General features: G+C 58.9%; 29 protein-coding genes. 7 read left to right on the forward strand and 22 right to left on the reverse strand.

The features are described from left to right. Positions 1-10: 10 nt before the first annotated feature. The 3 genes from Q1A20_RS12550 to Q1A20_RS12560 all read right to left on the reverse strand — a co-directional run bounded on the left by Q1A20_RS12550 (position 11) and on the right by Q1A20_RS12560 (position 2,840). The gene (locus tag Q1A20_RS12550) at positions 11-985 is read right to left on the reverse strand and encodes a quinone oxidoreductase (protein ID WP_299917012.1); all 975 of its coding nucleotides are present in this window, start codon (positions 983-985) and stop codon (positions 11-13) included. Between the two features lie 64 nt (positions 986-1,049). Then, positions 1,050-2,036 carry an NAD(P)H-quinone oxidoreductase gene (locus tag Q1A20_RS12555; RefSeq protein ID WP_299917013.1) on the reverse strand — a complete coding sequence of 329 codons (987 nt, stop codon included), beginning with the start codon at positions 2,034-2,036 and terminating at the stop codon, positions 1,050-1,052. A gap of 105 nt (positions 2,037-2,141) precedes the next feature. Next, positions 2,142-2,840, reverse strand: a complete 699-nt coding sequence (locus Q1A20_RS12560) for a COQ9 family protein (protein WP_299917014.1) — start codon at positions 2,838-2,840, stop codon at positions 2,142-2,144. A gap of 114 nt (positions 2,841-2,954) precedes the next feature. Here Q1A20_RS12560 and rpsU point away from each other — a divergent pair, with 114 nt between their 5' ends. Beyond that, entirely contained in the window at positions 2,955-3,161 is a 207-nt protein-coding gene (rpsU, locus tag Q1A20_RS12565) for a 30S ribosomal protein S21 (protein WP_007118112.1), read from the forward strand. A 189-nt stretch (positions 3,162-3,350) separates the two neighbouring features. Continuing rightward, positions 3,351-5,324, forward strand: a complete 1,974-nt coding sequence (locus Q1A20_RS12570; RefSeq protein WP_299917015.1) for a bifunctional diguanylate cyclase/phosphodiesterase — start codon at positions 3,351-3,353, stop codon at positions 5,322-5,324. A 148-nt stretch (positions 5,325-5,472) separates the two neighbouring features. Here Q1A20_RS12570 and Q1A20_RS12575 read toward each other — a convergent pair whose 3' ends face one another. Then, positions 5,473-5,931: an Lrp/AsnC family transcriptional regulator gene (locus tag Q1A20_RS12575; protein WP_298974613.1), complete on the reverse strand. Its 459-nt coding sequence runs from the start codon at positions 5,929-5,931 to the stop codon at positions 5,473-5,475. A gap of 139 nt (positions 5,932-6,070) precedes the next feature. On the opposite strand from Q1A20_RS12575, the gene ald reads away from it, so the two are divergent. After that, positions 6,071-7,189 carry an alanine dehydrogenase gene (gene ald / locus Q1A20_RS12580; protein WP_299917016.1) on the forward strand — a complete coding sequence of 373 codons (1,119 nt, stop codon included), beginning with the start codon at positions 6,071-6,073 and terminating at the stop codon, positions 7,187-7,189. Here the strand turns inward: ald and Q1A20_RS12585 are convergent. After that, positions 7,179-8,075, reverse strand: coding sequence for a LysR family transcriptional regulator (locus Q1A20_RS12585; RefSeq protein ID WP_299735089.1), 897 nt, complete (start codon positions 8,073-8,075; stop codon positions 7,179-7,181). The genes ald and Q1A20_RS12585 overlap by 11 nt on opposite strands. Positions 8,076-8,175: 100 nt before the next feature. Between Q1A20_RS12585 and Q1A20_RS12590 the strand changes: the two genes are divergently transcribed. After that, positions 8,176-8,457 (forward strand): DUF1330 domain-containing protein, encoded by a 282-nt coding sequence (locus Q1A20_RS12590; RefSeq protein ID WP_298974606.1) that lies wholly within the window; start codon positions 8,176-8,178, stop codon positions 8,455-8,457. A gap of 56 nt (positions 8,458-8,513) precedes the next feature. On the opposite strand, the gene mscL is transcribed toward Q1A20_RS12590, so the two are convergent. Next, the gene (mscL, locus tag Q1A20_RS12595; protein ID WP_298974603.1) at positions 8,514-8,942 is read right to left on the reverse strand and encodes a large conductance mechanosensitive channel protein MscL; all 429 of its coding nucleotides are present in this window, start codon (positions 8,940-8,942) and stop codon (positions 8,514-8,516) included. A 147-nt stretch (positions 8,943-9,089) separates the two neighbouring features. Here mscL and Q1A20_RS12600 point away from each other — a divergent pair, with 147 nt between their 5' ends. Beyond that, positions 9,090-9,794 (forward strand): glutathione S-transferase N-terminal domain-containing protein, encoded by a 705-nt coding sequence (locus tag Q1A20_RS12600; RefSeq protein WP_299917017.1) that lies wholly within the window; start codon positions 9,090-9,092, stop codon positions 9,792-9,794. 83 nt (positions 9,795-9,877) lie between these two features. Here Q1A20_RS12600 and Q1A20_RS12605 read toward each other — a convergent pair whose 3' ends face one another. The 14 genes from Q1A20_RS12605 to pyk form a co-directional block, all read right to left on the reverse strand. Next, complete coding sequence (locus Q1A20_RS12605) at positions 9,878-10,327, reverse strand: YtoQ family protein (protein ID WP_298974599.1); 450 nt, start codon at positions 10,325-10,327, stop codon at positions 9,878-9,880. Positions 10,328-10,407: 80 nt separating this feature from the next. Then, on the reverse strand, positions 10,408-12,807 hold the full coding sequence (gene pheT / locus Q1A20_RS12610) for a phenylalanine--tRNA ligase subunit beta (RefSeq protein WP_299408203.1): 2,400 nt from the start codon (positions 12,805-12,807) through the stop codon (positions 10,408-10,410). Positions 12,808-12,894: 87 nt separating this feature from the next. Further along, complete coding sequence (locus tag Q1A20_RS12615; RefSeq protein WP_299408205.1) at positions 12,895-13,701, reverse strand: polyhydroxybutyrate depolymerase; 807 nt, start codon at positions 13,699-13,701, stop codon at positions 12,895-12,897. Between the two features lie 57 nt (positions 13,702-13,758). Further along, positions 13,759-14,529, reverse strand: coding sequence for a type 1 glutamine amidotransferase (locus tag Q1A20_RS12620; RefSeq protein ID WP_299408207.1), 771 nt, complete (start codon positions 14,527-14,529; stop codon positions 13,759-13,761). A gap of 21 nt (positions 14,530-14,550) precedes the next feature. Beyond that, entirely contained in the window at positions 14,551-15,624 is a 1,074-nt protein-coding gene (pheS, locus tag Q1A20_RS12625) for a phenylalanine--tRNA ligase subunit alpha (RefSeq protein WP_299408209.1), read from the reverse strand. A 119-nt stretch (positions 15,625-15,743) separates the two neighbouring features. Then, positions 15,744-16,736 carry a hypothetical protein gene (locus Q1A20_RS12630; RefSeq protein ID WP_299408211.1) on the reverse strand — a complete coding sequence of 331 codons (993 nt, stop codon included), beginning with the start codon at positions 16,734-16,736 and terminating at the stop codon, positions 15,744-15,746. 99 nt (positions 16,737-16,835) lie between these two features. Then, positions 16,836-17,573, reverse strand: coding sequence for an amino acid ABC transporter ATP-binding protein (locus tag Q1A20_RS12635; protein ID WP_299408213.1), 738 nt, complete (start codon positions 17,571-17,573; stop codon positions 16,836-16,838). Further along, positions 17,560-18,369, reverse strand: a complete 810-nt coding sequence (locus Q1A20_RS12640; RefSeq protein ID WP_299408216.1) for an amino acid ABC transporter permease — start codon at positions 18,367-18,369, stop codon at positions 17,560-17,562. Before Q1A20_RS12640 ends, Q1A20_RS12635 begins: the two co-directional genes overlap by 14 nt. Positions 18,370-18,376: 7 nt before the next feature. After that, positions 18,377-19,144, reverse strand: coding sequence for an ABC transporter substrate-binding protein (locus Q1A20_RS12645; RefSeq protein WP_299917090.1), 768 nt, complete (start codon positions 19,142-19,144; stop codon positions 18,377-18,379). A gap of 162 nt (positions 19,145-19,306) precedes the next feature. Beyond that, complete coding sequence (locus tag Q1A20_RS12650) at positions 19,307-20,206, reverse strand: lysophospholipid acyltransferase family protein (protein WP_298974586.1); 900 nt, start codon at positions 20,204-20,206, stop codon at positions 19,307-19,309. Between the two features lie 182 nt (positions 20,207-20,388). After that, a complete protein-coding gene (gene rplT / locus Q1A20_RS12655) occupies positions 20,389-20,754 on the reverse strand; it encodes a 50S ribosomal protein L20 (protein ID WP_138662406.1) in 366 nt (121 codons plus the stop codon). 17 nt (positions 20,755-20,771) lie between these two features. Next, positions 20,772-20,972 carry a 50S ribosomal protein L35 gene (gene rpmI, locus Q1A20_RS12660; protein ID WP_298920221.1) on the reverse strand — a complete coding sequence of 67 codons (201 nt, stop codon included), beginning with the start codon at positions 20,970-20,972 and terminating at the stop codon, positions 20,772-20,774. Between the two features lie 141 nt (positions 20,973-21,113). After that, on the reverse strand, positions 21,114-21,338 hold the full coding sequence (locus Q1A20_RS12665) for a hypothetical protein (RefSeq protein ID WP_298974583.1): 225 nt from the start codon (positions 21,336-21,338) through the stop codon (positions 21,114-21,116). A 34-nt stretch (positions 21,339-21,372) separates the two neighbouring features. Beyond that, positions 21,373-22,821 (reverse strand): pyruvate kinase, encoded by a 1,449-nt coding sequence (gene pyk / locus Q1A20_RS12670; protein ID WP_298974580.1) that lies wholly within the window; start codon positions 22,819-22,821, stop codon positions 21,373-21,375. A 207-nt stretch (positions 22,822-23,028) separates the two neighbouring features. Between pyk and Q1A20_RS12675 the strand changes: the two genes are divergently transcribed. Together Q1A20_RS12675 and Q1A20_RS12680 are read left to right on the forward strand one after the other, a co-directional pair. Further along, on the forward strand, positions 23,029-23,340 hold the full coding sequence (locus tag Q1A20_RS12675; protein WP_299408225.1) for a DUF1244 domain-containing protein: 312 nt from the start codon (positions 23,029-23,031) through the stop codon (positions 23,338-23,340). Between the two features lie 65 nt (positions 23,341-23,405). Next, entirely contained in the window at positions 23,406-23,963 is a 558-nt protein-coding gene (locus tag Q1A20_RS12680) for a hypothetical protein (protein WP_299408228.1), read from the forward strand. Between the two features lie 40 nt (positions 23,964-24,003). Here the strand turns inward: Q1A20_RS12680 and Q1A20_RS12685 are convergent, their stop codons facing one another. Continuing rightward, positions 24,004-24,864, reverse strand: a complete 861-nt coding sequence (locus Q1A20_RS12685) for a D-amino-acid transaminase (protein ID WP_299408229.1) — start codon at positions 24,862-24,864, stop codon at positions 24,004-24,006. Positions 24,865-24,937: 73 nt separating this feature from the next. Further along, positions 24,938-25,903, reverse strand: a complete 966-nt coding sequence (gene dgcA, locus Q1A20_RS12690) for an N-acetyl-D-Glu racemase DgcA (protein WP_299408232.1) — start codon at positions 25,901-25,903, stop codon at positions 24,938-24,940. Between the last annotated feature and the right edge of the window lie 27 nt (positions 25,904-25,930).

Here is a 25,930-nt window from a genome sequence, read left to right on the forward strand (position 1 = left end):
ACCCGGCGTATCAGATCTCAAGGATGGTACTGCCCGTTGTTTTGCGCGCTTCCAGCGCCGCATGGGCTGCGCGCACTTCCGCAAGTGGGAACCGCTGATCGATGCGTATTTCCACGGCGCCAGAGAGCACTTTTTCAAAGAGGTGATCCGCCATGTCCTGGCAGGCATCGCGATCCGCCATATGGGCAAAAAGCGTGGGCCGCGTGATCTTCAACGATCCCTTTTGCGCGAGAACAGCCAGATTGAACGGCGGTACCGGCCCCGACGCATTGCCGAAAGAGATCATCATGCCCAGCGGTTTCAGACTGTCCAGTGAACCGTCAAACGTATCAGCCCCAACAGCGTCCATGACGACATCCACGCCTTTGCCGCCGGTCAGTTCCTGCACCTGCGTCCCCCAATCCTCGGTGCGGTAGTTGATGCAATGTGTGGCACCATGCGCCAACGCCAGTGCACATTTTTCATCCGTGCCGGCGGTGCCGATGAGGGTGATCGCCTCTGAGCGCGCCCACTGGCAGGCGATCAGCCCGACGCCACCTGCCGCCGCGTGGAAAAGCACCGTGTCTCCGCGGGCGGTGGGCGTGGTGCGGTGAAAGAGGTATTCGACCGTCATGCCCTTCAGCATCATGGCCGCCGCGTGCTCGAACGATATGCCCTCCGGCAGGGCGCAGACCTGTGTTGCGGGCATGATCCGCGCTTGCGCATAGGCCCCGGGCGGCGTTGCCGCATATGCTGCGCGATCCCCCGGTTTGAGGTGCGTCACCCCTTCGCCTACGGCCTCGATGATCCCGGCGGCCTCCATGCCCAAAGCATGTGGCAGCTCAAGCGGATAAAGGCCGGTGCGTTGGTAGACATCGATGAAGTTCAGCCCACAAGCCTTATGCGCGATCCGGACTTCACCCGGGCCCGGTGCGCCCAGGTCGCGGTCGACCACCTGCATCGCCTCGGGGCCTCCGGCTTCTTCAATGATAACGGTCTGCGCCATTTGACTGTCCTTCGTGTTTGTTTACGTCGCTGCGGCAAACTCTAAAGTCGGCCACAGGCGCGGCCTATCCGCCCACCTTCAAAACGATTTTGCCAATGTGGCCAGAGCTTTCCATGCGCGCGTGCGCTTGGCTGGCATCTGCCAGTTCAAAGGTCTGATCCATGACCGGTTTGACCTTGCCCGCCTCTAGCAGCGGCCAAACGGCCTCGCGCAGATCCTGCGCGATCCGCGCCTTGGCCAGATCGCTTTGCGGACGCAATGTGCTGCCGGTCATCGTTAGCCGTCGCGTCATCAGCGTGGCAAAGTTGACCTCCACCTTCGGCCCGCCCAGAAAGGCGATCTGCACCAACCTGCCATCATCGGCCAAGGCTTTGAGGTTGCGCGGAATATATTCGCCCCCGACCATATCCAGAATGAGATCGGCGCCACCTTCGTCGCGCACCACCTCGACGAAATCCTGTGATCGGTAGTTGATCGCAATCTCCGCGCCCAAGGCGGTGCAGGCATCGCATTTATCCGCGGACCCAGCCGTTGCAAACACCCGTGCGCCAAACGCATGCGCCAGCTGGATGGCCGTGGTTCCGATGCCAGAGGATCCGCCATGGACCAGAAACCGTTCCCCGGCCTGTAACCCACCGCGGGTAAAGACATTTGACCACACGGTGAAATATGTCTCCGGCAGGCAGGCCGCTTCCATAAGCCCCAATCCGTCGGGGACTGGCAGACAATGCGCCGCCGGGGTTGCGACATATTCCGCGTAACCGCCGCCCGGCAAAAGGGCGCAGACCTGATCCCCCGGCTTCACCCCGGACACACCCTCGCCGATGGCCACCACGTCTCCGGAGGCCTCCAGCCCGGGCAGATCGCTGGCCGTGGGTGGCGGAGCGTAAAGTCCTGCGCGTTGCAGCGCATCGGGCCGGTTCACCCCGGCCCAGGCCACCTTGATCACCACTTGTCCGTGACCCGGCTCCGGCACCGGCCGCTCGGTCAGTTGCAAGACATCGGGGCCACCGGGGCTGGTGATTTCAACGGCGCGCATCATCTGGGACATTTTCGCGATCCTTTCTGCTGGCCTATCCGTATCAGGACGGTGCGGAATGGCAAACCAAAGGTCGCGGTCCGCATGGCTGCGCCGGGAAACGACCCGAGGGAAACCTCAATCGCGCGGCGCGGTCCAGCTGCCGGGCAGGTCCATTTTCGGCATACGAGCGGGTGCTTTGATGTGGCTCATCACCCAGTTTGGCCCCGTCATCAGGCGGCTGAGCGTCGGGCTTTGCCGCATACGCGCCTTGAGTTTTTCGATCTGCATCACATCCTCGATGCGACGGTCCAGAAACGCCCATGTCGCCATGTTGTCCGGGCTCTCATCGCCCAGCCAGTAAAGAATGGTCGCCGAGTAAACCCCGCTGAGCGTCGCCCGCTTGGTGTACCAGTTTACGTCCTCTGACGTGTCCCCGAGAGCGGTCCAGATATGATCGGCGGTGCCCCAGACCAGCTTGGCCCCGTCAGCCGCATGCATCGGCAGCGCAAAGAGCGTCGTCCCGCGCCGCACCGCTTCCTTGTCGGTCACCTCTTCGATCCTGAAGCGCACCGCCGCCGCGATTTTATCCCGGAATTTCAGCGCGCTCATGTCTTCCGACTTGATGCGGTCCAGCATGGCCTCATCCCCGCGGTGGTGGAACGCAATCGCCAGATCTATGGCACCCCGCGGGCAGATGGCACGCGCCACGGCAGGGGCAACATCCGCATCGCGAATCGCTGCCTGAAACGTCGCCTCTGACCATCCGTCAAACGGCACATGCGCCAAAGCGGCATCCAAAAGCTGTGTCTTTGCGGTCTCGTAAGATACGGTCATGGCATTTCTCCGGGTTTCAAAGCGGCGCTACACTGGACAACATAGGTTGTCCTTGCTATATGCCCACTTCCTGCAAATCCTTGCAACTCAACTTAGAAAGGTGGTGAAAACCACATGCAGGTTAGTGTTCGCGACAACAACGTCGATCAGGCACTTCGTGCCCTGAAGAAAAAGCTGCAGCGTGAAGGTGTCTTCCGTGAAATGAAGCTCAAGCAACATTTCGAGAAGCCGTCCGAGAAAAAAGCGCGCGAGAAAGCTGAAGCGATCCGCCGTGCCCGTAAACTGGCACGCAAAAAGGCCCAACGCGAAGGGATGATGTAAATCGTCACCGCTCGAAGCCGAAAGAGTTTGCCCCCGTATGCTGGTCATACGGGGGTTTCTTTTTTGCCCAGTCATATCGCGATGCGTAAACTAAGTGTCAAAGTCGAGAGATATCGCTGTTCGGACGCCACCGGCTGTTAAGGGTCCCGCTGATAATTCTGCTGCAGGATCAGCCTCAGGAAACCGGCCGTGAACGTCGATCAATACTCATCCAAAGCGCGAGACAGCTCGTTTTTGAAACGGAGCAAAACCCCGCTGGCATTTGTTTTCTGCATGACGGTGCTGATCGGGATCGGGCTTCATCTGGCCATCGACTGGGCGGTGAACAAGACCATCATGGCGAAAGCCGAACATGTCGCGATGATATGGGCGTCGAATTTTGATGCCGAACTGACCGATCTGGAGACCATTACCCAGGCTGGCGCGCTGTCGGAACGCCAGCAGAAGGTCATCGACGCGGCCCTGTCATTTTCAGAAGTCTATTCATTTACGGTCTTCGATCCGCAAGGCGTCTTGATTTATTCATCCGACTACGGCGTCGCAACCACACCTTCGGAGCAATCCCAGAACCTGCAGGCAAAAGGCGTATTCGCATCACAAAGCCCGGCGGTAGACATCATCAAACGCACATCTGCGAGCGATGTTCAAAATGTGTTCGTGCAGGTATTTGTGCCCGCCATTGGCGCCGAAGGCACGCCCATCGGTACCGTTGGGCTGTTTCTGGACAAAACACAAAGTGCAGCCGTTTACGCAAAGGTTATGGGATGGTTTGGCTGGCTGCTGCCGGGAAGCTGCGCAATTCTATATGCGTTTCCAGCCTTTGCTTATGTCATGAAACGCGAGCAGGTCCATGCGCGTACCAAGAAACTCGCCCTCCTGTCGCGATTTGATCAATTGACCGGAACGCTCAACCGGCATTCGATGAACGCGGCGTGTCACGAGATTTTTGAGCATCGGAAACCGGATGACATGACCGGGGTCTTCTTTCTCGATATCGACAAATTCAAAACCGTCAATGACGAGTACAGCCACGAATTTGGCGATGCCTATCTTCAGTTTGTCAGCTCTGCACTTGCCAGCAGTGTGCGCTCCGGCGACTTGATTGGCCGAATGGGCGGCGATGAATTTGTCATCGTGTTGCCCAATGCGACATTGGCCGAAATGCACAGCATCGGTGATGCCATTTTGCAAAAATCGCGCGCGCCCTTTGCATTCAAAGGCACCACAATCCAGGCCAGCGTCAGCATTGGATTCTATCTTGCGGACGCGGAGACACCCAAAAAAGACGCGCTACATGCCGCGGATCTGGCGCTATACCATGCCAAGGCCAATGGCCGAAACGCCATGATGGAATACTTCCCCGAGCTGGATAAAGCGATGCTCCGGCGGCGCGAGGTAGAAACGCGCATGCGTGATGCATTGCGGAGCAACACCTTTGAAGCGGTTTTCCAACCCATCAATAACCCGCAGGACAAATCGATTGTTGGCTTTGAAGCTTTGTTGCGTTTGGACGACAAAGATGGTGAGCCGATACCGCCGGACGAGTTCATTCCAATCGCCGAAGAGACCGGGATGATCCACCCCTTGGGCAGATTTGTCCTTGAAAACGGGCTTACAGCTGCGAAGTCATGGCCGGATCATGTATTCCTATCCGTCAACCTGTCGCCCGCCCAGTTCAAGCACGGGAATCTGGTGGATCAAGTCGCGGAATTGCTTGAGACCTTTGATTTCCCCGGAAGCCGCCTTGAGTTTGAAGTCACGGAAGGCTTGCTGATGGCAGATGAACAACGGGTCTCGGATCAGCTGATTGGGCTGAAACAGCTTGGCATTTCCATCGCCATGGATGATTTCGGAACAGGTTATTCGAGCCTGGGGTATCTGTGGAAATACGACTTCGACAAACTGAAAATTGATCGGGTGTTCCTGGAAGGCTTCGACTTTGATCGTGAACGTTATCAGGAAATAATCGAGACCATCGTGGTTCTGGGCCATAAAATGGGGATGCAGGTCACAATCGAAGGCGTCGAAACAGAACGGCAACATGACATGCTGGATTTGCTCGCCTGCGATCAATACCAGGGGTTTTACTTCGGCAGACCGATGCCAGCAGATCAGGCCCTGAAGGCATTGTCCGAAGGCGATGACAATGTGTCCGCCGCATGATGTGACGCGCGACGTTTAAACCCTAAAACTGCAAGACCCGAAAAGCAGTTCCGCGTTTGAGGCTTCAATCGAGCACAATACCTTCGACGAACGCTCGCCCGAGGAGAGCGCAGAAAAGTCACATATCGCGCCACAAATCAAATCATGTTCAAACCGGCAGTGCGGTTGTTTTGAAAACCGTACGCAGCGCGAAACTCGACTGCATTTGCCCCACCCCCGGCAACCGTGCGAGATATTGGCGGTGTATCCGCGCAAAATCCTCCGTATTCTCGGCGACGACTTTCAGCAGATAATCGGCGGTGCCTGCCATCAAATGGCATTCCAACACATCCGGGATACGACGCACCGCCTTTTCAAAGGCTTCCAAAACCTCGTCCGCCTGACCTTGAAGCGTGATTTCCACGAAGACCGTCGTCGGCACACCCATCTTGCGCGCATCCAGCAAGGCGACATAATCACGAATATAGCCATCCTTTTCCAACCGCTGCACGCGCCGGTGACAGGCGGAGGGCGACAGATTCACCACCTCACTGAGTTCGGCATTCGCCATGCGCCCCTTGCGCTGCAGCGCCTTGAGGATACGTTTGTCTATCGCGTCCAAGCTCATTTCCGCAAAAATCTCCGACAGAATCCCATCTGAACGCTATTTTATTCACAAAAGCAGCCGTTTGACGAGCCATATTTGGTGCCACATTGCGCGGGGCTTGTCGTATTCACCACACAACGACTTGGTGGAGGAGACACCCATGATTATCGGTTGCCCAACAGAGATCAAACCGCAAGAATTTCGCGTCGGCATCACGCCCAATGCGGCTCAGGAAGCCGTAAACCATGGTCATGAAGTCCTGATCCAGGCTGGCGCAGGCGCCGGTGCCGGATTTGAGGACGACGACTACCGCACCGCTGGTGCCCGGATCATCGAAACGGCCGCGGAGATCTTCGGCACTGCGGATATGATCGTCAAGGTCAAAGAACCGCAATCCGGTGAGCGCAAGATGCTGCGCGAAGGCCAGCTGCTCTTTACCTACCTGCACCTTGCGCCGGATCCCGATCAGACACACGACCTTCTCGCCTCCGGCGCGACCTGCATCGCCTATGAGACCGTGACCGATGACCGGGGCGGTTTGCCATTGCTCGCCCCGATGTCCGAGGTCGCCGGGCGTCTCGCACCCCAGGTTGGAGCGTGGACACTGCAAAAAGCCAACGGCGGTCGCGGCGTTTTGATGGGCGGCGTTCCCGGCGTGGGGCCAGCGCGCGTTGTCGTGATTGGCGGCGGCGTTGTGGGCACCCATGCTGCGAAAATCGCGGCTGGCATGGGCGCCGACGTGACCGTGCTGGACCGGTCGCTGCCACGGCTCCGCTATCTGGACGATGTTTTTGGCGGGACTTTCAAAACCTCTTATGCCTCCGCGGGCAATACGCTTGAACTGGCGCAGGCGGCGGACATGATCATCGGCGCGGTCCTCATCCCCGGTGCCGCCGCCCCCAAGCTCATCAGTCGCGCGCAGTTGAGCCAACTCAAACCGGGTACGGCACTTGTTGACGTCGCGATCGACCAGGGCGGCTGTTTTGAAACATCCAAAGCCACGACGCATCAGGACCCGATCTATGATGTCGATGGTATCATGCATTACTGCGTCGCAAACATGCCGGGCGCAGTTGCCCGGACCTCTACCATTGCGCTTGGGAACGCGACGATGCCATTCATGCTGGCCCTCGCCGATAAGGGCTGGCGCCAAGCCTGCAGCGACGATCCGCATTTGATGAACGGGTTGAATGTACATGCTGGGCAGCTGACCTATTACGCGGTGGGTAAGGCGCTTGGGATCGACGTGATCGCCCCAAGCGTGGCCATCAAGGGCTGACAAGCGTGTCGAAAAAGCGCCCCTCGAAAAGGGGGCGCATGCGGTTTATTCTGGAGGCGGCGAATTCGGTGAAGGTTGTCACTTTGCGCGTGCCCCGCAGATCTGCATGGGTCAGTACCCAGATCGGCCTGTAGGGCAACAGCGGCACCCGTGGCAGCCTTTCCATCTCGGGCTCTGCGTCTCCCAGGAAACACGGCATCCGAGTGGCACCGATGTTGGCACGCACACCTGCGAGGGCCGCGTACATGTCATCCACCGTCAGGGTGACACGACGCGTGGGCCAGGCCTCTTTCAACACGTCGGGCGGGCCCGGCCAATGCGCAAATCTTATCCAATCGAGGGGGAGCGTCGGATCTGCGCGCAGGCGCGCGGCCTGTTCCTTGCCCACATAGACTGCCGCCGATTGCTCCGTCACCCGCCGCCCGACCAGGGTATCGCCGGGGGTGTCAGAAATGCGAAACGCCACATCGGCTTCATGCGCAGCCAGGTTTAACTGGCGGTTTGCGGCAATGATTTTCAGCTCGATCGCCGGGTAGAGTTCTTTAAAGTCCTTCAGGATCGGGGCCAGCACCCTTTCGACCATCAGTTGCGGCGCGGTAACGGTCAACGCACCGCTAAGCTGCTGATCCCGGGCGCTCAGACTGCGGCTCAACTCATGGCTCGCAGTCTCCATCCGTTCCGCGATACGTGCCGCTTCCTGTCCGGCATCGGTTGGGCGATAGCCACCCGGCGCGCGGTCAAACAAGCGTGCGCCCATCGCACGTTCGGCAGCGGCAATGCGACGTGACACGGTTGCGTGGTTTACTTTCAACGCCCGCGCAGCCCCGCTCAACCCGCCATGTCGCACCGTTTCCAGCACGTATCTGAGATCATCCCAATCCACCATGCTGATCGTTATTGCACATGAGATATGCACAGCTGAAGTGTTTTCGCACAAGGTCAGGGATCATAATTTCGTGTTCAGACATTCACCGAAAGGACATAAAATGACCGCACATGCCGTTGCCACCCTGAAGCTCAAAGATCCAGAAGCGCTTGCCGCTTATCGCGAAAAAGCAGGGGCTGCCCTGGCGCGCCACGGTGGCGCGGTCTTGCAGGCCTCTACTGAGCTGACCCGACTGGAAGGTGCACAATCGCTGCCGGATGGTGTGGCGATCTTGACGTTCCCGGATCGGGACGCCGCACAAGCATGGATCGACGACCCGGAACTTGCAGAAACCCATGCCTTGCGCACTAAGGGTGCGGAGACTCTGATCGCTCTGCTGTAGACACGAAAAAGGCCCGCATCTTTCGAACTGCGGGCCTTTTTGAACATCTGTTTTTGTCAGTCAGCGCGCTTCAACGAGTCGCGAATTTCCAACAGCACATCCAATTCAGATGGGCCTTTGGGCTCTTCTGGTGCTGCCTCTTTTTCTTTCTCGGCGTTTTCCTTGATGCGATTGACCATCTTCACCAACAAGAAAACCACGAAGGCAACGATCAGGAAATTCATGATCGCCATGACGAACTTGCCGACAGCAAACACAGGCACGCCTGCTTCGGTGGCGGCTTCGATGGATGCAAAGCTTTCTTCGCCCAGAACGTAGAACCAACCGGAGAAATCGATGCCGCCTGTAAAGAGCGCGATAATAGGGTTGATCAGATCGCCCACCAACGATGTCACAATCGCCGTAAATGCCGCCCCGATGATGATGCCGACGGCCATGTCCATGACATTGCCTTTGGCGATAAAGTCTTTGAATTCATTGATCATAGGTGTCCCTCACACTGTCTTTCGTGGGCTTTTTCTTCGTGGTTTTGCCCAATGTGCGTTTGTTAACACATTGCTGCGCGCAGGCGAGACTGTTTTTGCGGGGAAATCCGCCTATGTCTTACCCCTAACTTTAGAAGGAGATGCCTGATGGCCGACCTGTCACACTTTATGATCAACGACAAATGGCCCGCAAAGGACCCCGGCGTTCTACAGTTGTACTCCTTCCCCACCCCCAATGGGGTGAAGGTATCCATTGCTCTGGAAGAAATGGGCATCCCCTACGAGGCGCATACGGTGACCCTGTCGGACGCGGACGTCAAAAGCCCGGAATTCCTGTCGCTGAATCCAAACAACAAGATCCCCGCGATTATTGACCCGAATGGCCCCGACGGCGCCCCGGTGACGCTGTTTGAGAGCGGTGCGATCCTGCTGTATTTGGCCGAAAAATCAGGAAAACTGCATGGTTCCAATGCAGCCGAGAAGGCGCAAATATCCCAATGGCTGATGTTCCAGATGGGCGGGCTCGGTCCGATGTTTGGCCAGCTTGGGTTCTTTTACAAATTCGCCGGGTCGCAATGGGAAGATAAGCGCCCGCAACAACGCTACATTGACGAGGCAAAACGCCTGTTGGGCGTGTTGGACGGGGTACTGGAAGGCAAAACCTGGATTGCCGGTGATTATTCCATTGCGGATATCGCGATAGCGCCCTGGTTGCGGGCACTCGATTTTTACGAAGCAAAAGAGGTCGTTGGCTTTGCGGATCACAAGAATGCGGCAGCGTATCTTGAGCGTTTTCTTGAGCGTCCGGCCGTTGCCAAGGGGTTGCTGATCCCACCGCGCGAACCATCATAAACAAACGTGCAGAGTAGCGTCTTTAGCTAATCTGCATGCCTTGTCCGAGATATGGACACATGCCGATGCAAGGCCGCCCGGCTTTACGCCGGCAATGTGCCGGTCAGCACATATTTCAGGATGTCGACAACCTGCGCCGGTTCCTGCGCCACGGCCAGAGCGGCGGCATCCACCTCTTTCAAAGCATGCGCGTGATCGGGGCCATGCAGAATAATCAGCGACTTGCCCAAGGCTGACGCATAGCCTGCGTCAAAGGCCGCATTCCACTGCTTGTATTGATCGCCAAACCGCACAACCACAACATCCGCATCTGCGATGCCTTTGCGGGTACGGATCGCATTGACCATCGCCCCTTTGTGATCATGCCAGTATTTGTTGTCCTCGGCGCCCAGAATTGACACCCCGCAATCATCGCTGGCTGCGTGATCTGTGACCGGACTGTCAAAGGCAACGTCGAGAGACTGCGCCCCCGTCATGATCTGGTCCCGCCAGTCAGTATGAATTTCACCGGACAGATAAACTTTGAGTGTCATGTCTTTCTCCTTGGTGCACGGGTGTGATCACCCCGCGTCAGGGTGACGACATAGAACGCGGCGATGGAATGTCCCGCAGCTTAGTCGCGCAGGACACCGCCGGTGGCTTTGGTAACCTTTTCCACGACCTTGGCGCTAACAGCTTCGATGTCCTTGTCCTTAAGCGTTTCCGTCTCCGGCTGCATCCGTACGGTCAGGGCCAGTGATTTCTTGCCCGCCCCCAGACTGCCGCCGATGAATTCGTCGAAAATGCGCACGTCCCGAATGAGCGCCTTGTCCGCCCCCATCGCCGCATTGACGAGGGTCAGCGCTTCTACTTCAGCATCGACAACAAAGGCAAAGTCACGCTCGACAGCCTGCAGATCGCTGATGTGCAGCGCACCACGGGAGGCGCCGGTTTTGCGTGGCATCGGCACTTCGGCAGGCCAGAGGGTGAAGGCCATTGCCGGGCCTTTCACATCCATCGCCGCCAGAACCCTCGGATGCACTTCACCGAAAATGCCCAGCACTTTCTTTGGCCCCAGACAGATCATGCCGTGCCGCCCGGGGTGCCACCACTCCGCAGCACCACGCAGAATTTGCACCTTTGCCGGGGCGCCCATGGCGGAAAGAACCGCCTCCGCATCGGCTTTGACGTCAAAAACATCGACACCGCGCGATGCACCGTGCACGTCCTTTGGACCGGTGCGTCCCACCAGCAATCCGCTCACCAGCAAATGCTGCTCCCCCGGTTCACCCCCGTGAAAGGCCGGTCCGACTTCAAAAAGCGCGACATCGGCAAACCCACGGGCCTGATTGCGGGCAGCCGCCTGCAACAGCCCGGGCAAAAGCGCGGGCCGCATGTGGCTCATGTCACTGCTGATCGGGTTTTCAAGGCGCGTGGTATCGTCACCGCCGCCAAAGAGCTTGGCGGATGTCTGATCGATGAAGCTGTAGGTCACGCATTCATTGTACCCCCGGGCCGCGCAGGTTCGGCGCGCAATCGCCTCGCGGCGTTGCATCGGCGACAGGATCGGCTTGGGCACGCCGTCCGTAAGGCGCGGCAGCGGTTTGCCCTTCAGCTTCTTCAGTGACGCAATCCGCGCGACCTCCTCCACCAGATCAGCCTCGCCCTGAACGTCCGGACGCCAGCTTGGCACATGCGCCATATTACCTTCGAGGATGAAACCCAGCGAGGTCAGCGTCTGCCGCTGTTCGCTTTCGGGAATGTCCATACCCACCAGCGACTGCACACGTGCAGCATCGAGCTTGTAGGCGCGGTCGGTATCTGGAACTTTGCCCGCGACAATCACCTCAGATGCCTCGCCCCCTGCGTGATCGAGGATCATGCGGGTCGCGTGTTCGATGCCATAGGGCGTCCAGGCCGGGTCGATGCCCCGTTCAAACCGGTAGCGGGCGTCGGAATTGATCTTGAGTGCACGACCGGTATAGGCCGTCCGAATGGGATCAAAATAAGCCGCTTCGATGAACACATTCGTGGTCTCGGGCGTACAACCAGAAGCCAGACCGCCCATCACGCCACCAATGCTTTCGACACCATTGGCGTCCGAGATTAGCGTCATGCCCTCGCTGAAGGTGTATTCGGTTTCATCCAGACCAACCAGCGTTTCGCCCCCTGCGGCGCGGTGAACACGCAGGGCGTTGCCGGCGATCTTGTCCGCGTCGAAGACGTGCAATGGGCGGTTGCGGTCATAGGTGAAGAAATTGGTCACATCCACGAGAAAGGAGATCGGGCGCAAGCCAATCGCGCGCAGACAATCCTGCAACCATGCAGGCGACGGCCCGTTGGTCACGCCACGGATCATGCGGCCATAGAACACCGGGCATTGGTCCAGCGTGTCACCTTCGATGGTGACGGTGATCGGGCACGGGAATACCCCCTCGACCGCGTCCACATCGCGTTTCTTGAGCTTGCCGAGCCCGCGCGCTGCCAAATCGCGGGCGATGCCGCGCACACCCAAGGCATCGGGGCGGTTTGGTGTGATCGCAATCTCGATCACCGGGTCCACTTTGGCCGGATCGTTCTCGGCCAGCCAATCGACGAAAGACTGCCCGACCTCGCCCGAGGGCAGTTCGATGATGCCATCGTGCTCGTCACTCAGCTCCATTTCGCGCTCGGAGGCCATCATGCCAAAGCTCTCGATGCCACGGATTTTGCCGACGCCAATCGTCGTGTCGATGCCCGGCACGTAGACGCCCGGCTTGGCGACAACGACGGTGATACCTGTCCGCGCATTTGGGGCGCCACAGATGATCTGCTTGATACCTTCATCCGTGTCTACCTGGCACACACGCAGACGGTCGGCATCCGGATGCTTTTCCGCAGATTTGACGTAGCCGATGGTAAAATCGCGCAGTTTCGCACCCCGATCCTCGACGCCTTCGACTTCCAGTCCGAGGTCGGTCAGGGCGTAGAGGATTTCATCCAGCGTTGCAGATGTGTCCAGATGGTCTTTCAACCAGGAGAGCGTGAATTTCATGGGGTATCACCGGCGTCAATTCTATGTCGCGCCCTGATAGCTCAAAGCGACCAGAGGGGGAAGCCATAGCAGAGCCAATGGTGCGGCCTAAGGATATGAGTTCGGCAGCCCCAGCAATTCGTCGAGCTGACGCGCGATCCAGCCATGCGGGATAAAATGCCCACCCGGGTGGATATCAAGGCTGACACGCCCCCCGGAACAGTCCCATGTCGTCCGCTCAAAGGTCAGAAAGTCGCGCGCATTCCACGGGCCCTGCGGGGCGCCGGCATCGCAACCGAATTTCTCTCGCCACAGATACACCGGGTAGTCCAACTCGCCATTTGGGCCGTAGGGATAATCCAGAACCTGATCGTTTAAACCGTAAACCTGCCGCACCTCTTGGGGCGCCGTCACGCAATCTTCTGTCTGGCTAAGCGTTCCAGAAATGGCCAGCAGGGCGGCCACATCCGCGCCATCCTCACAGACAAACCGCCAGGCCATGTTGCTGCCCCAGGAATAGCCCGACACAAAAACCTGATCTGCAAGGACGGGGTAGCGCTTTTTAACATCCTGCAGAACCGCGCGCGCGAACCCAACATCATCGGTGCCAGCACGCCAGAAGTCCCAACTGCGCCCGAGACCATTCGGGGCCACCAGCAAAACCCCGCGTCGGCGTGTTGCCCCGGAAATCCGCTGATGTTGTACGATCAAAGTGCCTTGTCGTTGCCACCCGTGAAAATGCAGCATGATGGGCAGAGGCGTCACCCCATCCCAATCGTCCGGGGCGCGGACATGATAGCTGCGGTCGCCCAGAAGGCAGGGGGTCTCACCTTCGCACTCCCTGTTCCAGGGGCCCATGGCGGTGGCAGTATTTGCCCACAGCAGGACACCCAGTAACGCTATCAAATACTTCATGAAAAGCACCTTAGGGATCACGCACCCACTGTCACTTCACAAGCGCGATAGTTCGGATCAGAGGCTCGCAAGCCAGTTGCGCAATTCGGTCAACCGCATGTCCGATTGCATATCCTCGTAGCGCACGCGCAGGCGCTTTGCGGCCTCCGGGTCCGTGTCGGCGATCTCGATATCGCGCGCTTGCTGATCCGGCAGACGATCCCACGCACGCACCCGCCCGCCAATAAACGGCAGCGTGTATTCGGGATGATATTGCACACCCCAAAAGCGGATGCCGTCCTGCTCATAGGCAAAGGCCTGCACATCGCTATGCGCATTTGTCGCCAGTAAAACCGCGCCATCGGGCAATTGCGCAACCTCATCCCGGTGCACACAAGGCACCGCATACCCATCCTGGCGCCCGGCTAGCAGCGGATGGCGCCGACCGGGCGCGGTCAATTGAATGTCCCGCGCCAGACCATCTTCGCGACCATTCGGGGAGGCATGGTTGCGACCCCCCAGAACTGTCGCGGCAAGCTGCATACCGTTACAAGACCCAAGCGTCGGCAGCCCGACGGCAAAGCACCGCTGCATGGCTGCAGCCAGGGGTTTTGCCTCTGGCGCGTCCGTGCACCACGCAACGCCCGACCCGGTGAAAACGGCCCCGTCAAAACCTGCAAGGTCGGGCAAGTCTTCACCGTCGTAGGGGGATACGATGTCGATTGTCAGATCGCTGCGGCAGGCTTTCAGCGCGTCGGCGTAACCCTCTCCCGTGGTGTGCCCGACCTCCGCCTGATTGCGCGTGTTGGCATCGCCGGGATCGGAATCAACAATGAGAATTTTCAGCATGTTGCTTCCCCTCCCCGGCTACTAGCGGCTCAGCCCACCGTGCAGGTTGGGCTGGTCGAGGCTGGCGAAACCATAGTGACGCAGCCACCGCAGGTCGGAATCGAAGAAAGCTCGCAGATCAGGAACGCCGTATTTCAGCATCGCGATCCGGTCGATCCCCATACCAAAAGCAAAGCCCTGCCAGTATTCTGGATCGATCCCACCTGCGGACAGGACTTTGGGGTGCACCATGCCACTGCCGAGGATTTCCAGCCAGTCGTCACCTTCGCCCACTTTCAGCGTACCACCTTCCCAGGAACAGCGAATATCGACCTCGGCCGAAGGTTCCGTGAACGGGAAATGCGACGCACGGAAGCGCAGGTCCACACCGTCCACCTCGAAATAGGCCTTCACAAATTCTTCGAGCACCCATTTCAGATGCGCCATAGAGATGTCCGTGTCGATCGCCAGCCCTTCGACCTGATGGAACATCGGCGTGTGCGTCTGATCATAATCCGCGCGGTAGACACCACCGGGACAGATGATCCGCATCGGTGCGCCCATCTTCTCCATCGACCGGATTTGCACCGGGCTGGTGTGTGTGCGCAGAACATGCGGCGGGCGATTGTCGCCTTCGGCGCGGTGCATGTAAAAGGTGTCCATCTCCGCCCGTGCCGGGTGATGACCGGGAATGTTCAGCGCATCGAAGTTGTACCAGTCCGTGTCAATCCGCGGCCCTTCCGCCACGGAAAAACCCATCTCGGCAAAGATGGCGGTGACCTCTTCGCTGACCTGAGAGATCGGGTGGATGGTGCCCTGCGGACGCCCGCGCGCCGGTAGCGTCACATCCAGCCATTCCTCGCGCAGGCGCGCATCCAGTGCGGCATCTGCCAGACCGGCTTTTTTCGCTGTAAGCGCGGAATTGATCTCGTCTTTCAACGCGTTAAGAACTGGCCCCGCCACCTGGCGCTCCTCAGGGGTCATTTTGCCAAGTTCACGCATTTTCAGCGCAACTTCGCCCTTCTTGCCCACAGCCGCCAGCCGGATGGATTCCAGCGTTGCCTCATCTGCAGCATCTGCAATCTGACCAAGGTATTTTTGCTTGAGATCGTCCATCTCTGCCTCGCAGGTTCATCTTGAAGCGGTGCTAGCAGAATGACCGATGATTGCAAGGCGCGCCCGCGCGGCAGGACCCAAATGTTTTTCGATCCAGATCAATGCGCTTGATATGTGGATCATCCTATCGCCGCCAGTACGATGTCAGCCGCAGCGCGATGTACCTGCTTTCGGTCGACATCTTTGTGGTCTGAAAAGACATCGATTTTCCCGACAAGCGACTTGTCAGACGGTGGCGAAAGAAAGGTGTAGTGCCCTACGTTTTGCCCCAGATCATATCGCTGAAAGCTCTTGTTTTGCCGCATAAGCCAGTCCGCACATTGCGCGGACGGTGCCTCAAGGTCCGCGCCGCCGGTCAGCACCGTAACAGGTAACTTCAGCGCCGCGATGGTTTGTGGGGTGAACGACCGGATGGGCGGCGCAGGTGCGATGGCGGCCAGCGTCCCGATGCGGCTGTCGGAAAAATCCTCGCCGTGCCGGGCCCAAGAGCGTCGAAAAGCCTCCGATGTTTTTTCGAGAACCGGGATTTGATCCGCCACGTCAGGAAATTCTGCCGGGCCGCTGTCCACTATGGTGTTGGCACGGCGCCAGGCGTCGAATGTCGTCAGCGAGGTTCTGGCGCCGCCCAGTGCCAGCACAGTATGAGCCCCGAGCGAAAAGCCAATTGCCGATACGTGATTATCGTCAAACCTATTGGCGAAAAACCCCGTTGTGCTGAGCGATGTCAGCAGCAGGGAGAGGTCTGCCGCCCGTTCCCACCAGCACAGGAAACCCGCTGCATCGTAGGGTTCCAATCCGGTGTTTCCATGGTGATTGGCCCCGATAACCACATGGCCCTTGCACGCAAGGAACCGTGCCAACCATCCCAGGCTTTCCGCTGTGCCGCCAGTGCCGTGCGACAGCAGAACCACCGGTAGCCTCGCCTTGCCAGCCAGATCGGCGTTCCGGATCACATGCCCCAAATCAAAGAAATGCCCTTCGGCACGCTCTGCATCCTTATGACCCTCAATCGGGTACCACGCCGACCACGCAATGGGCCGGTCACCGCTGTTTTGCCAGTTTGAACGCGCCGGGTCGTGGATCTTCCCTGTTCGATAGCCACAGGCTGCCATACCGATTCTCCTTCCAGGGCAAGGCTCTGTAAATATTTGAAAATTTTCAATAGAATGATCTGTGGCGATAGGTCAGGCTGCGTATCTCAGCAACAACGCTTATCGCAGCACCGACCGTAAAAAGGCTTGTGTGCGGGCAACCTGTGGGGTGGAAAAAATCTCCTCCGGGAGGCCTTCCTCAACAATCACACCGCCGTCCATAAAGCACACACGGTCCGCCAGCTCACGCGCAAACCCCATCTCATGGGTCGCCAACAGCATGGTCATGCCTTCGCCACGCAACTGGCGCAGAACATTCAAAACCTCACCCACAAGCTCGGGGTCCAGCGCCGCCGTGATTTCATCAAAGAGCATGATCTCAGGGCGCATGGCCAGCGCCCGAATGACCGCCACACGTTGCTGCTGACCGCCTGAAAGCTGATCGGGATATTTCTCGATATGCTGCGCCAGCCCGAAACGTTCAAAAAGGGCTTCGGCACGGACGCGCAGTGCACCGGCCTCTTCCTTCAGCACCCGTCGTGGCGCCAGCAACACGTTCTCCACAGCGCTCATATGCGGAAAAAGGTTGTAAGACTGGAACACGATCCCAATCCGGCGTCTTATCGGCCCCAGATCGAGTCCGGGTTCCGAGATGTCCAGCCCGTCGAGCAAGACAACACCATCGTCAATCGGTTCCAACTGGTTGATACAGCGCAGCAAGGTCGACTTTCCGGATCCGGACGCGCCGATCAGGCAAATCATTTCACCTGCCGCCACATCCATATCGATGCCGCGCAGGACCGCATTGTCGCCAAATGACTTGGTCACACCGCGCAGAGACAGCTTAGCTTCTGGCATTGCGGTCCCGGTTCAGCAGATGATCGGCGTAGCGGGTTGCGGGCACCGTCACCAGCAGGAAAATCACCGCGGCGACCACATAGGGTGTAAAATTTGCCAGCAGGCTTTTGTAGATCCCCGCCTGGCGCAGGATCTCCACCGGACCGATGAAGCTCAACAGCGCCACATCTTTTTGCAGCGCCACCAGCATGTTCATATTGGCGGGCACAACCCGGCGGATGGCCTGTGGCAGAATGACGTAGCGCATGGTGTCACGCTCGCTCAGCCCCAGACAGATCGACGCGTTGCGCTGGCTGGCATGAATGCTTTCGATGCCAGAGCGCAAGACTTCAGCCACATAGGCGGAATAGGTCAGCACCAGGGCAACGGTACCCCAGATATAGGGGCTGTTCCACGGGCGCGGCAGGCCCAGGCCCGGCACACCAAAACCGATCAGGTAGATCGTCAACACAACCGGCACACCGCGAAATACGTCGACGTAGACTGCGCCAAAAATCCGCAGCGGGAAAAGCGCCGGGGCCTGCGCGCCCCTGGCCAGTGCAATCGCCAAGCCCAACGCCAGAATGAGCGGCACCGACCAGGCGAAGATCATCACGTCGATCAGAAAGGCGCGGAGCAGCGTCGGAAAGGTCTGCGCAAAGACCGCACCGTCGAAAAAGCTGGCCTTCACCTGCGGCCAACCCGGCGCCAAGGGCACAAGCACCATGATCGCAGCCAGCACAAGGGCCGTACTGATGCCCGCAACCCTCAGCGCGCGTCGTCGCTGCCCCGCCTCATATGCCTGTCTGCGGTTCATCGGCGCCTTATTTGATCAATGGCACACCCGTCGCTTCCTGCAGCCATTCGGCCTCAATGGCCGCCAATGTGCCATCCGATTTCAGCGCCGCCAGCGCCGCATCCACACATTCCTTCAGCGGGTTGCCTTCGGTCATCAGCATACCGAAGTGATCGGGGTTTGCCGTCTCATCCGGTGCAAACTGACCCAGGACGGCACCGCCTTCCAGCACGACCGCGGAGAGATAAAGCGCGGTCGGCAGATCAAACAGCGCCGCATCGACCTGCCCCGCTTTCATGGCTTCGACAACATTCGCATTGTCGTCATAAACGAGCGGGCTGGAGCCGGGCGAAATGGTTTCCATCACAACCGGCAGCGCCGTGGTCGAGGCCACCACGCCCCATTTCATCTCCTTCATCGCATCGAGGCTCGGGTCCAGACCATCGCCACCCCGGACCAGTACCGCCATCGGGGCGGTGTAGTAAGGCTCGGAAAAGTCGACGACCTTGTCACGCTCCGCCGTGATCGAGAATTGCTGCATGTTGAGGTCAAAATTCTTGGCGCCCGGCTGGATCGCCTGATCGAAGGAGGTGCGGGTCCAGACCACGTCCCCTTCGGCAAAGCCCATCGCATCGGCCAGCGCATAAGCCAAGGCGGCTTCAAATCCTTGCCCGCTCTCCGGCGCGTCATCGATCACCCAAGGATAATACGCCGGGTTGCCGGTTGCGATGGTCAGCTTGCCTTCCGCGAGGGTTTTGCCATCCGCGCAGCTTTGCGCCGCGGCGGCTCCAGCCATCAAGACAGTTCCCAGAGCGACGCTGGTCAGAAATTTCCACATCATGATCTCTCCCCGAAATCGTTGGTTTTCTGAGAGTGTTTATCTCTTTTGCACCTGCAACGCGCAAGTCCGGATCAGCCAGCAGAGGAGCGCGCGCCAAGGATCCGCCCGAGAATCGGGCTAGGATGATTTCCAGCGGCGGTGCACCCAGAGCCATTGCGACATGTTCGCGCGCACCTGAGCCTCAAGGCTGTCGTTGAGGGCCTGGGTCATTTCTTCGGGGGTGGTATGCGGGATGGGCGGCTCGACAATCATCTCGAAGCTCAGCCCATCGGGTTGGCGAATACCATAGCAGGGCACCAAGAGCGCGTCGTACCGCAGCGCAAGCTCCGCCGCGGACAGCGCGGTATAGGCCCGGTGACCAAAAAACGTGAGCGGCGCACCCGCCTGCATGTGCTGATCGATCAGCAAGGCAATCGCGTTGCCCGCTTTGAGAAACCTGACCATTTCGCCCATCCCGCGCCGCCCCCGCAGAAACAGCGGCGTGCCGACCTGCGAAATGCGCGAGACGTAGAAGTCATTGAACCCCTTGTAGTTCATGCTCCGGTAGAGCCCGCCCACCTGCAGACCGCGCTGGATCAGCTTAGAGCGCACGATGTCGTAGTTGCCGATATGACCTGACACCAGAATGACCGGGCGTCCGGCCTCGCGTGCTGCGTCGATGGCGGCAAGCCCGTCCCCCGTAATCGGTGTATTCCGCGCGGTTTCGACAAGTTTCTTGGGCGAAAACAGCTCACACAAGGTGCGCCCAATCTGATCGGGCACATCTCGGGTCATTTGCGCCACGTCTTCCTCGGGCATATCGGGGAAGATGAAATGCATGTTATCGCGGATCCGCCCGCGATACCCGATGACCGGCGCCACCAGCCGCGAGATCACCCAACCACCAACGGGCACGCGCGTCCGGTAGGGCAACAGCGTCAGTGACCTGATGATCCCGATGATCACGGCGCTGACGATCCGATCCTTCAGATCAGGCTCTTCATCGCTCTTTTGATTTTTACTGCCGGTCGCTGCCATCTGAAATTCTTGTAGGTTTCTCTGTCCGGGGTTGTATCACTTAACGGCACCCGCTCAATAGGCTGCGGTCAGCTTATTGCGGGGCGCCCGAACCGGTTTCTGCCGCCCACCCCATATGGGGTCTGAAACGAAAAAAGCCGCCCCTTTTGGAGCGGCTTTCTCAATTCCTGTTCACAATGGCTTCAGGCGGCCAGTGCGTCTTGTGCCTGTTTGACGATCGCACCAAATGCATCGGGTTCATGCACGGCCAAGTCGGCCAGTACTTTACGGTCCACTTCGATACCTGCAAGGCTCAGACCGTTGATGAAGCGGCTGTAGGTCAGCGCCTCGTCGTGGCTGCGCACAGCTGCGTTGATCCGCTGGATCCACAACGCCCGGAAATTGCGCTTGCGGTTCTTACGGTCACGGGTGGCGTATTGGTTGGCTTTGTCGACGGCCTGGCGGGCAACCTTGAAGGTGCTCTTGCGACGACCGTAGTAGCCTTTGGCGGCCTTGATGACCTTCTTGTGACGCGCGTGGGTGACGGTTCCACCTTTAACTCGGCTCATATCAGTTCTCCTGTCACTTAGCGGTCGTAGGGCATGAAGCCCTTGACGATTTTGGCATCTGGTGCGGACAATTCTGTTGTCCCGCGTGCATTCCGGATGAATTTGCGCGTCCGTTTGATCATGCCGTGGCGTTTGCCAGCCTGACCGCCGATGACCTTGCCAGTGGCCGTCACCTTGAAGCGCTTCTTGGCGCTCGATTTCGTCTTCATCTTGGGCATTTCCGTCTCCTATCGTTCAGATCGGTATCTCACGCGACTCGGCATGCCACATTGGCCGGTCCCGCAACTCAGAAGCCGCTCTTTAAGAGGTTGCACCGAATATGGCAAGAGCCGATTGGCCCCAGCAACGGCACGGGTGTCTCAGGGCAGATATTTCACAAACACCTGCACGAAGGTTTTGGGCAGCGACGCGGCGGTGTAGCCAACCGGAGACGTGGCAGAGGCGTAGACAATCAGCCCTGTGGCCAGCAAAACCGTGAGTGCCGATGCGCGCGGCACCCGCCGATCCACCAGCGCCGAAAAGATTGAAATAAGTGAAAACGCACCAATGATGATCCCCAGCACCATAGCTGTGTCTGCATCCATCGCCTGACCCTTCCCCCGTATCGCCGGGGCAAGTTTACTCTGGATCGGTATTGAAAATCAAACGTTCGTCACAGGGGGCAACGCGCAGAATATTCGTGCTGCCCGGCACATTGAAGGGCACACCCGCGGTCACGACGATCTGGTCGTTTTCCTCGGCATATCCTTGGCGCAGGGCGGCCCGCGCCGAGGCAACAACCGCAAGCTTGAACCGTTCCAGCTTGTCGGTGATCACGCAATTGGTGCCCCAGCTCAGCGTCAGGCGGCGCGCCGTGCGCACCAGCGGGGTCATCGCCAGAATGGGCACACGGGGCCGTTCGCGCGCAACCAGCAGGGCGGTTGTACCGCTTTGGCTGAAACAGCAGATGGCCTTGATATCCGTGGTCTCAGCGATCTCCCGTGCCGCCGAGACGATCCCATCCGCGATGGTGGCACCTTTGCTCTCACGCGAGGCTTCGATGATCTGGGTGTAGGTCGGGTCAAGCTCGACCTCAGTGGCGACGTTATTCATCGTCGTTACGGCCTCAACGGGATAGGCACCCGCTGCGGATTCCGCTGACAACATCACCGCATCCGCACCCTCATAGATGGCCGTTGCCACATCGGAGACCTCGGCCCGCGTGGGCATCGGGCTTTCGATCATGCTTTCCATCATCTGCGTGGCCACGATCACGGGCTTGGCCGCAGACCGGCATTTGCGAACGAGACGTTTCTGAATCGGTGGTACATTCTGCACCGGCAATTCCACACCAAGGTCGCCGCGCGCCACCATGATCCCATCGCTGACCTTAAGAATATCCTCGAAGTTCTGCACCGCAGCCGGTTTTTCGATCTTGGAGAGGATCGCAGCGCGACCATTTGCAAGATCAGAAGCCTCCAGCACATCTTCGGGCCGTTGGACAAAGCTAAGCGCCAGCCAGTCCACGCCCAATTCGCAAACAAACTCCAGATCCTTGCGATCCTTGTCAGACAGCGCAGCCAGCGGCAGCACCACATCCGGCACATTCACGCCTTTGCGGTTGGAAATCACGCCGCCCGCAACCACCGTACAATTGGCAAAATCGGGCCCACATTCATTGACCTTGAGGCGGATTTTACCGTCGTTCACCAGCAGGCTGGCACCGGGTTCAAGGGCCGCAAAAATCTCCGGATGGGGCAGACAAACGCGGGTCGCATCGCCCTCCGCCGTATCCAGATCCATGCGGAAGGACGCACCTTCTTCAAGCATCTCGCCATCTTCATTTGTGAAGACACCGACACGCAGTTTTGGCCCCTGCAGATCCGCGAGGATACAGATGCTACCGCCAGTGTCTTCTTCGATCTGGCGAATGATCTTGTGCTTTTCGCGGATTTCTTCGTGGCTGCCGTGGCTCATGTTGAGCCGGAACACATCCGCGCCTGCGGTGTGGAGCGCATGAATCATCTCGTAGGTCTCAGACGCCGGTCCGAGGGTGGCCACGATTTTGACGTTGCGGGTGCGTCTCATCTTGATAGTCGTCCTTCTTGGGCTTGTTACCGCTAACGGCTTGCGCACCTTATGTCGCATGATGGCACGCAGAGCAACTGCCGTCACCCTGCGTGGTTTCAATTAAGCCTTGATGACATCGCATTTGTACAGGACGTAAGCACACCGTCCGCGGTTGACATGCGCGCGCGCCGACCCAATCTGACATGTCATACAAAGGAGTCCGCCATGCCATCGCAACAAGAGATCGAATTTCAGGCCGCCGCATTCCGCCGGTTGCAAAAGCACCTGATGGAAGATCGCACTGACGTTCAGAACATCGACATGATGAACCTTGCCGGGTTTTGCCGGAATTGCCTGAGCCGCTGGTATGCGGAGGCGGCCGCGGAACAGGGTGTCGAAATCGGCAAAGAGGAAGCGCGCGAACTGTTCTACGGGATGACGATGGACGCGTGGAAAACCAACTATCAGACCGAGGCGACGGGCGATCAGCAAAAGGCATTCGAGAAGAGTTTCGCGGAGAACGTGGGCAGGGGTTGAAATCGTAACAACACGTTAAGTCATCTGCGGTTAGGGTCCGTGCATCCCGAGACAGGAGCCTTCGGATGCGACCTCTGCTTATCTTGCTGCTTGCGGCCTTGCCCGGCTGGCCCCTTGCCAACACCTATGTGCAGTACAAGGATTGGTCGGTTTACATCACCGAAGTCGACACCGGTCAGGATCTGCGCCGCACCTGCTCTGCTTCGACCGGCGGTGATGGGCTGCCGCGGCTGTCGATCACCACAAGCAATGGCGATGCCGGCCCGCCGCTGGACTATCCCGCGCCGCTCATTGAGGAACGGGCGCCCCGCGGCTATGGCACCCAGATCCAGCCCGGCGACTACATCATCTATGAATTTGACGATGGCTCCGGCGCCGAAGCCACGCTGGAGACCGGATATGAGGAAGGTGTTTTCCCCTTCGCGCGCGTACAGCCCTTCCCGCGGGAAATCCTGTGGATGCTACAATCGATGCGCAGCGCGCAGACGATCTCAATCTACCGTGTCAGCAGGGATACCGCGGCACGCGAGCCTGTCACAACCTTTTCGCTGGCGGGTTTTACGGCCGCATACCTCAAGATGATCGAAAGCTGCGGTCACATTCCAGGCGAGGTCATCCGCTGACCCCCCCGTCCTAACGTGATCAAGAAAAGCCGGTGCGCCGTCAGATCGCGGCTTTCAGGCTTTCTTCCAGATAGATTTCGCGCAGCCGCGGCGCGACCCGGCCGGGCACACCTTCGCCCAAAGCCACCCCATCAATCTCCACAACGGGCATCACAAAGGTGCTAGCCGAGGTGATAAAGGCTTCGTCCGCCTCTTTCGCCTCATCGATTGTGAAATTCCGCTCTTCCACTTCCATCTGAGCCTCCTGCGCAAACCGCAGCACCGCCGCCCGCGTGATCCCATGCAGGATATCGTTGCTCAGACCACGTGTGATGATCTTGTTGCCCTTGACGATATAGGCGTTGTTGCTGGTGCCTTCGGTGACAAATCCGTCTTCGATCATCCAGGCGTCATCCGCACCGGCCTTTTTCGCCATCATCTTGCCCATCGAAGGATAGAGCAACTGCACCGTTTTGATGTCGCGACGCCCCCAGCGAATGTCCTCGATGCTGATGACCTTCATGCCCTTTTGCGCCGCCGGGCTGTTGGCCAATCCCGGTTTCGACTGTGTAAAGAGCACGATTGTCGGCACCGTCGTTTCTGGATCAGGGAACACAAAATCCCGATCGCCCGGCGCACCACGGGTAATCTGCAGATAGATCATGCCTTCGTCGATCTCATTGACGCGCACCAACTCGCGGTGCACTTCCAACAGATCCTCTTTGCTGATCGGGCTGCGCATGTCCAATTCGTCCAGAGACCGCTGCAACCGTACCGCGTGACCGTCAAAATCGATCAGCTTGCCGCCCAGAACCGAGGTCACCTCATAGACGCCATCAGCCATCAGAAACCCGCGATCAAAGATCGAGACCGATGCTTCGTTTTCGGGCAGGTAGTCACCATTCAAGTATACTGTGCGCATTTTGGTCTCCTTCGTCCGGGTGCCGCCGGTTGCTGGTTTCGATCCCACGTCTTCAAGGGTTTACCGGCATTCCTCAGCCCCACAACCCCACATCAGACGGGTGAACCCCTTTTTCATCAAAAATCAACGGCGTGTCACGGTCTTCGGCCAGCAGCAGCGGGCCATCCAGATCGGTGACCATCGCGCCCTGCGCCAGTAAAACCGCCGGGGCCATCGCCAGGCTGGAACCGACCATACACCCGATCATGATATCATAGCCCTGCGCCAACCCCTCGCTGCGCAGCGCCAACGCCTCGGTCAACCCGCCCGCCTTGTCCAGCTTGATATTGATCACATCGTATTTGCCTTTGAGCCTGGACAGGCTCGCGCGGTCATGGCAGCTTTCGTCGGCGCAGACCGGTACAGGACGTTCCATCCCGATCAGCGCCTCGTCTTCTCCCGCGGGCAAGGGTTGCTCCACAAGTGCCACGCCCAGACGCACCAGATGCGGCGCAAGATCTGCATAGACCTCAGCGCTCCAGCCCTCGTTGGCATCGATGATGATCTTGGCATCCGGCGCGCCCGCACGCACCGCCTCCAGCCGGGGCATGTCGTCCGGCGTGCCCAGTTTGATTTTCAGCAGGGGTCTGTGGGCGTGTACCGCCGCCTGCGCACGCATGTTTTGGGGCGTGTCCAGCGACAGGGTATAGGCGGTGATCTCTGGCCCCGGTGCGGGCAATCCGGCCAGCTCCCACGCACGTTTGCCTGCTTGTTTCGCTTCCAGATCCCATAGCGCGCAGTCCACCGCGTTGCGCGCGGCCCCCGCAGGCAGCAGATCGTAAAGCGCAGCACGCGTTACATGCTCGGGCAGATTTTCGATCTCCGCCGTTACACTGTCGAGCGTTTCATCATATCGGGCGTAGGGCACGCATTCTCCCCATCCTGTATGCGTCCCGTCCGTCACCTGCACGGTCAGCACCTTTGCCTCCGTCCGCGACCCTCGGCTGATCGTGAAAACCTGCGCGAGACGGAATACATCGTGGCTGACGGTAATGCGCATGCTGGCTCCTCTACCCTTCTTCAAACA

This window comes from uncultured Roseobacter sp. (assembly GCF_947501835.1).
Lineage (GTDB): Bacteria > Pseudomonadota > Alphaproteobacteria > Rhodobacterales > Rhodobacteraceae > Roseobacter.

Excerpts from the sequence above, each read along its gene's own strand:
- Q1A20_RS12585 (WP_299735089.1), bottom strand. The coding sequence starts at position 8,075 with ATGGTGGATTGGGATGATCTCAGATACGTGCTGGAAACGGTGCGACAT.
- Q1A20_RS12630 (WP_299408211.1), bottom strand. The coding sequence starts at position 16,736 with ATGGCAGCCTGTGGCTATCGAACAGGGAAGATCCACGACCCGGCGCGT.
- Q1A20_RS12615 (WP_299408205.1), bottom strand. The coding sequence starts at position 13,701 with ATGAAGTATTTGATAGCGTTACTGGGTGTCCTGCTGTGGGCAAATACT.
- Q1A20_RS12550 (WP_299917012.1), bottom strand. The coding sequence starts at position 985 with ATGGCGCAGACCGTTATCATTGAAGAAGCCGGAGGCCCCGAGGCGATG.
- Q1A20_RS12645 (WP_299917090.1), bottom strand. The coding sequence starts at position 19,144 with ATGGCTGGAGCCGCCGCGGCGCAAAGCTGCGCGGATGGCAAAACCCTC.
- Q1A20_RS12635 (WP_299408213.1), bottom strand. The coding sequence starts at position 17,573 with ATGCCAGAAGCTAAGCTGTCTCTGCGCGGTGTGACCAAGTCATTTGGC.
- Q1A20_RS12605 (WP_298974599.1), bottom strand. The coding sequence starts at position 10,327 with ATGACACTCAAAGTTTATCTGTCCGGTGAAATTCATACTGACTGGCGG.
- Q1A20_RS12665 (WP_298974583.1), bottom strand. The coding sequence starts at position 21,338 with ATGGATGCAGACACAGCTATGGTGCTGGGGATCATCATTGGTGCGTTT.
- Q1A20_RS12555 (WP_299917013.1), bottom strand. The coding sequence starts at position 2,036 with ATGTCCCAGATGATGCGCGCCGTTGAAATCACCAGCCCCGGTGGCCCC.
- rpsU (WP_007118112.1), top strand. The coding sequence starts at position 2,955 with ATGCAGGTTAGTGTTCGCGACAACAACGTCGATCAGGCACTTCGTGCC.
- pyk (WP_298974580.1), bottom strand. The coding sequence starts at position 22,821 with ATGAGACGCACCCGCAACGTCAAAATCGTGGCCACCCTCGGACCGGCG.
- Q1A20_RS12650 (WP_298974586.1), bottom strand. The coding sequence starts at position 20,206 with ATGGCAGCGACCGGCAGTAAAAATCAAAAGAGCGATGAAGAGCCTGAT.
- Q1A20_RS12620 (WP_299408207.1), bottom strand. The coding sequence starts at position 14,529 with ATGCTGAAAATTCTCATTGTTGATTCCGATCCCGGCGATGCCAACACG.
- pheS (WP_299408209.1), bottom strand. The coding sequence starts at position 15,624 with ATGGACGATCTCAAGCAAAAATACCTTGGTCAGATTGCAGATGCTGCA.
- rplT (WP_138662406.1), bottom strand. The coding sequence starts at position 20,754 with ATGAGCCGAGTTAAAGGTGGAACCGTCACCCACGCGCGTCACAAGAAG.
- Q1A20_RS12640 (WP_299408216.1), bottom strand. The coding sequence starts at position 18,369 with ATGAACCGCAGACAGGCATATGAGGCGGGGCAGCGACGACGCGCGCTG.
- rpmI (WP_298920221.1), bottom strand. The coding sequence starts at position 20,972 with ATGCCCAAGATGAAGACGAAATCGAGCGCCAAGAAGCGCTTCAAGGTG.
- ald (WP_299917016.1), top strand. The coding sequence starts at position 6,071 with ATGATTATCGGTTGCCCAACAGAGATCAAACCGCAAGAATTTCGCGTC.
- Q1A20_RS12560 (WP_299917014.1), bottom strand. The coding sequence starts at position 2,840 with ATGACCGTATCTTACGAGACCGCAAAGACACAGCTTTTGGATGCCGCT.
- Q1A20_RS12685 (WP_299408229.1), bottom strand. The coding sequence starts at position 24,864 with ATGCGCACAGTATACTTGAATGGTGACTACCTGCCCGAAAACGAAGCA.
- Q1A20_RS12675 (WP_299408225.1), top strand. The coding sequence starts at position 23,029 with ATGCCATCGCAACAAGAGATCGAATTTCAGGCCGCCGCATTCCGCCGG.
- dgcA (WP_299408232.1), bottom strand. The coding sequence starts at position 25,903 with ATGCGCATTACCGTCAGCCACGATGTATTCCGTCTCGCGCAGGTTTTC.
- mscL (WP_298974603.1), bottom strand. The coding sequence starts at position 8,942 with ATGATCAATGAATTCAAAGACTTTATCGCCAAAGGCAATGTCATGGAC.
- Q1A20_RS12600 (WP_299917017.1), top strand. The coding sequence starts at position 9,090 with ATGGCCGACCTGTCACACTTTATGATCAACGACAAATGGCCCGCAAAG.
- Q1A20_RS12680 (WP_299408228.1), top strand. The coding sequence starts at position 23,406 with ATGCGACCTCTGCTTATCTTGCTGCTTGCGGCCTTGCCCGGCTGGCCC.
- Q1A20_RS12575 (WP_298974613.1), bottom strand. The coding sequence starts at position 5,931 with ATGAGCTTGGACGCGATAGACAAACGTATCCTCAAGGCGCTGCAGCGC.
- pheT (WP_299408203.1), bottom strand. The coding sequence starts at position 12,807 with ATGAAATTCACGCTCTCCTGGTTGAAAGACCATCTGGACACATCTGCA.
- Q1A20_RS12590 (WP_298974606.1), top strand. The coding sequence starts at position 8,176 with ATGACCGCACATGCCGTTGCCACCCTGAAGCTCAAAGATCCAGAAGCG.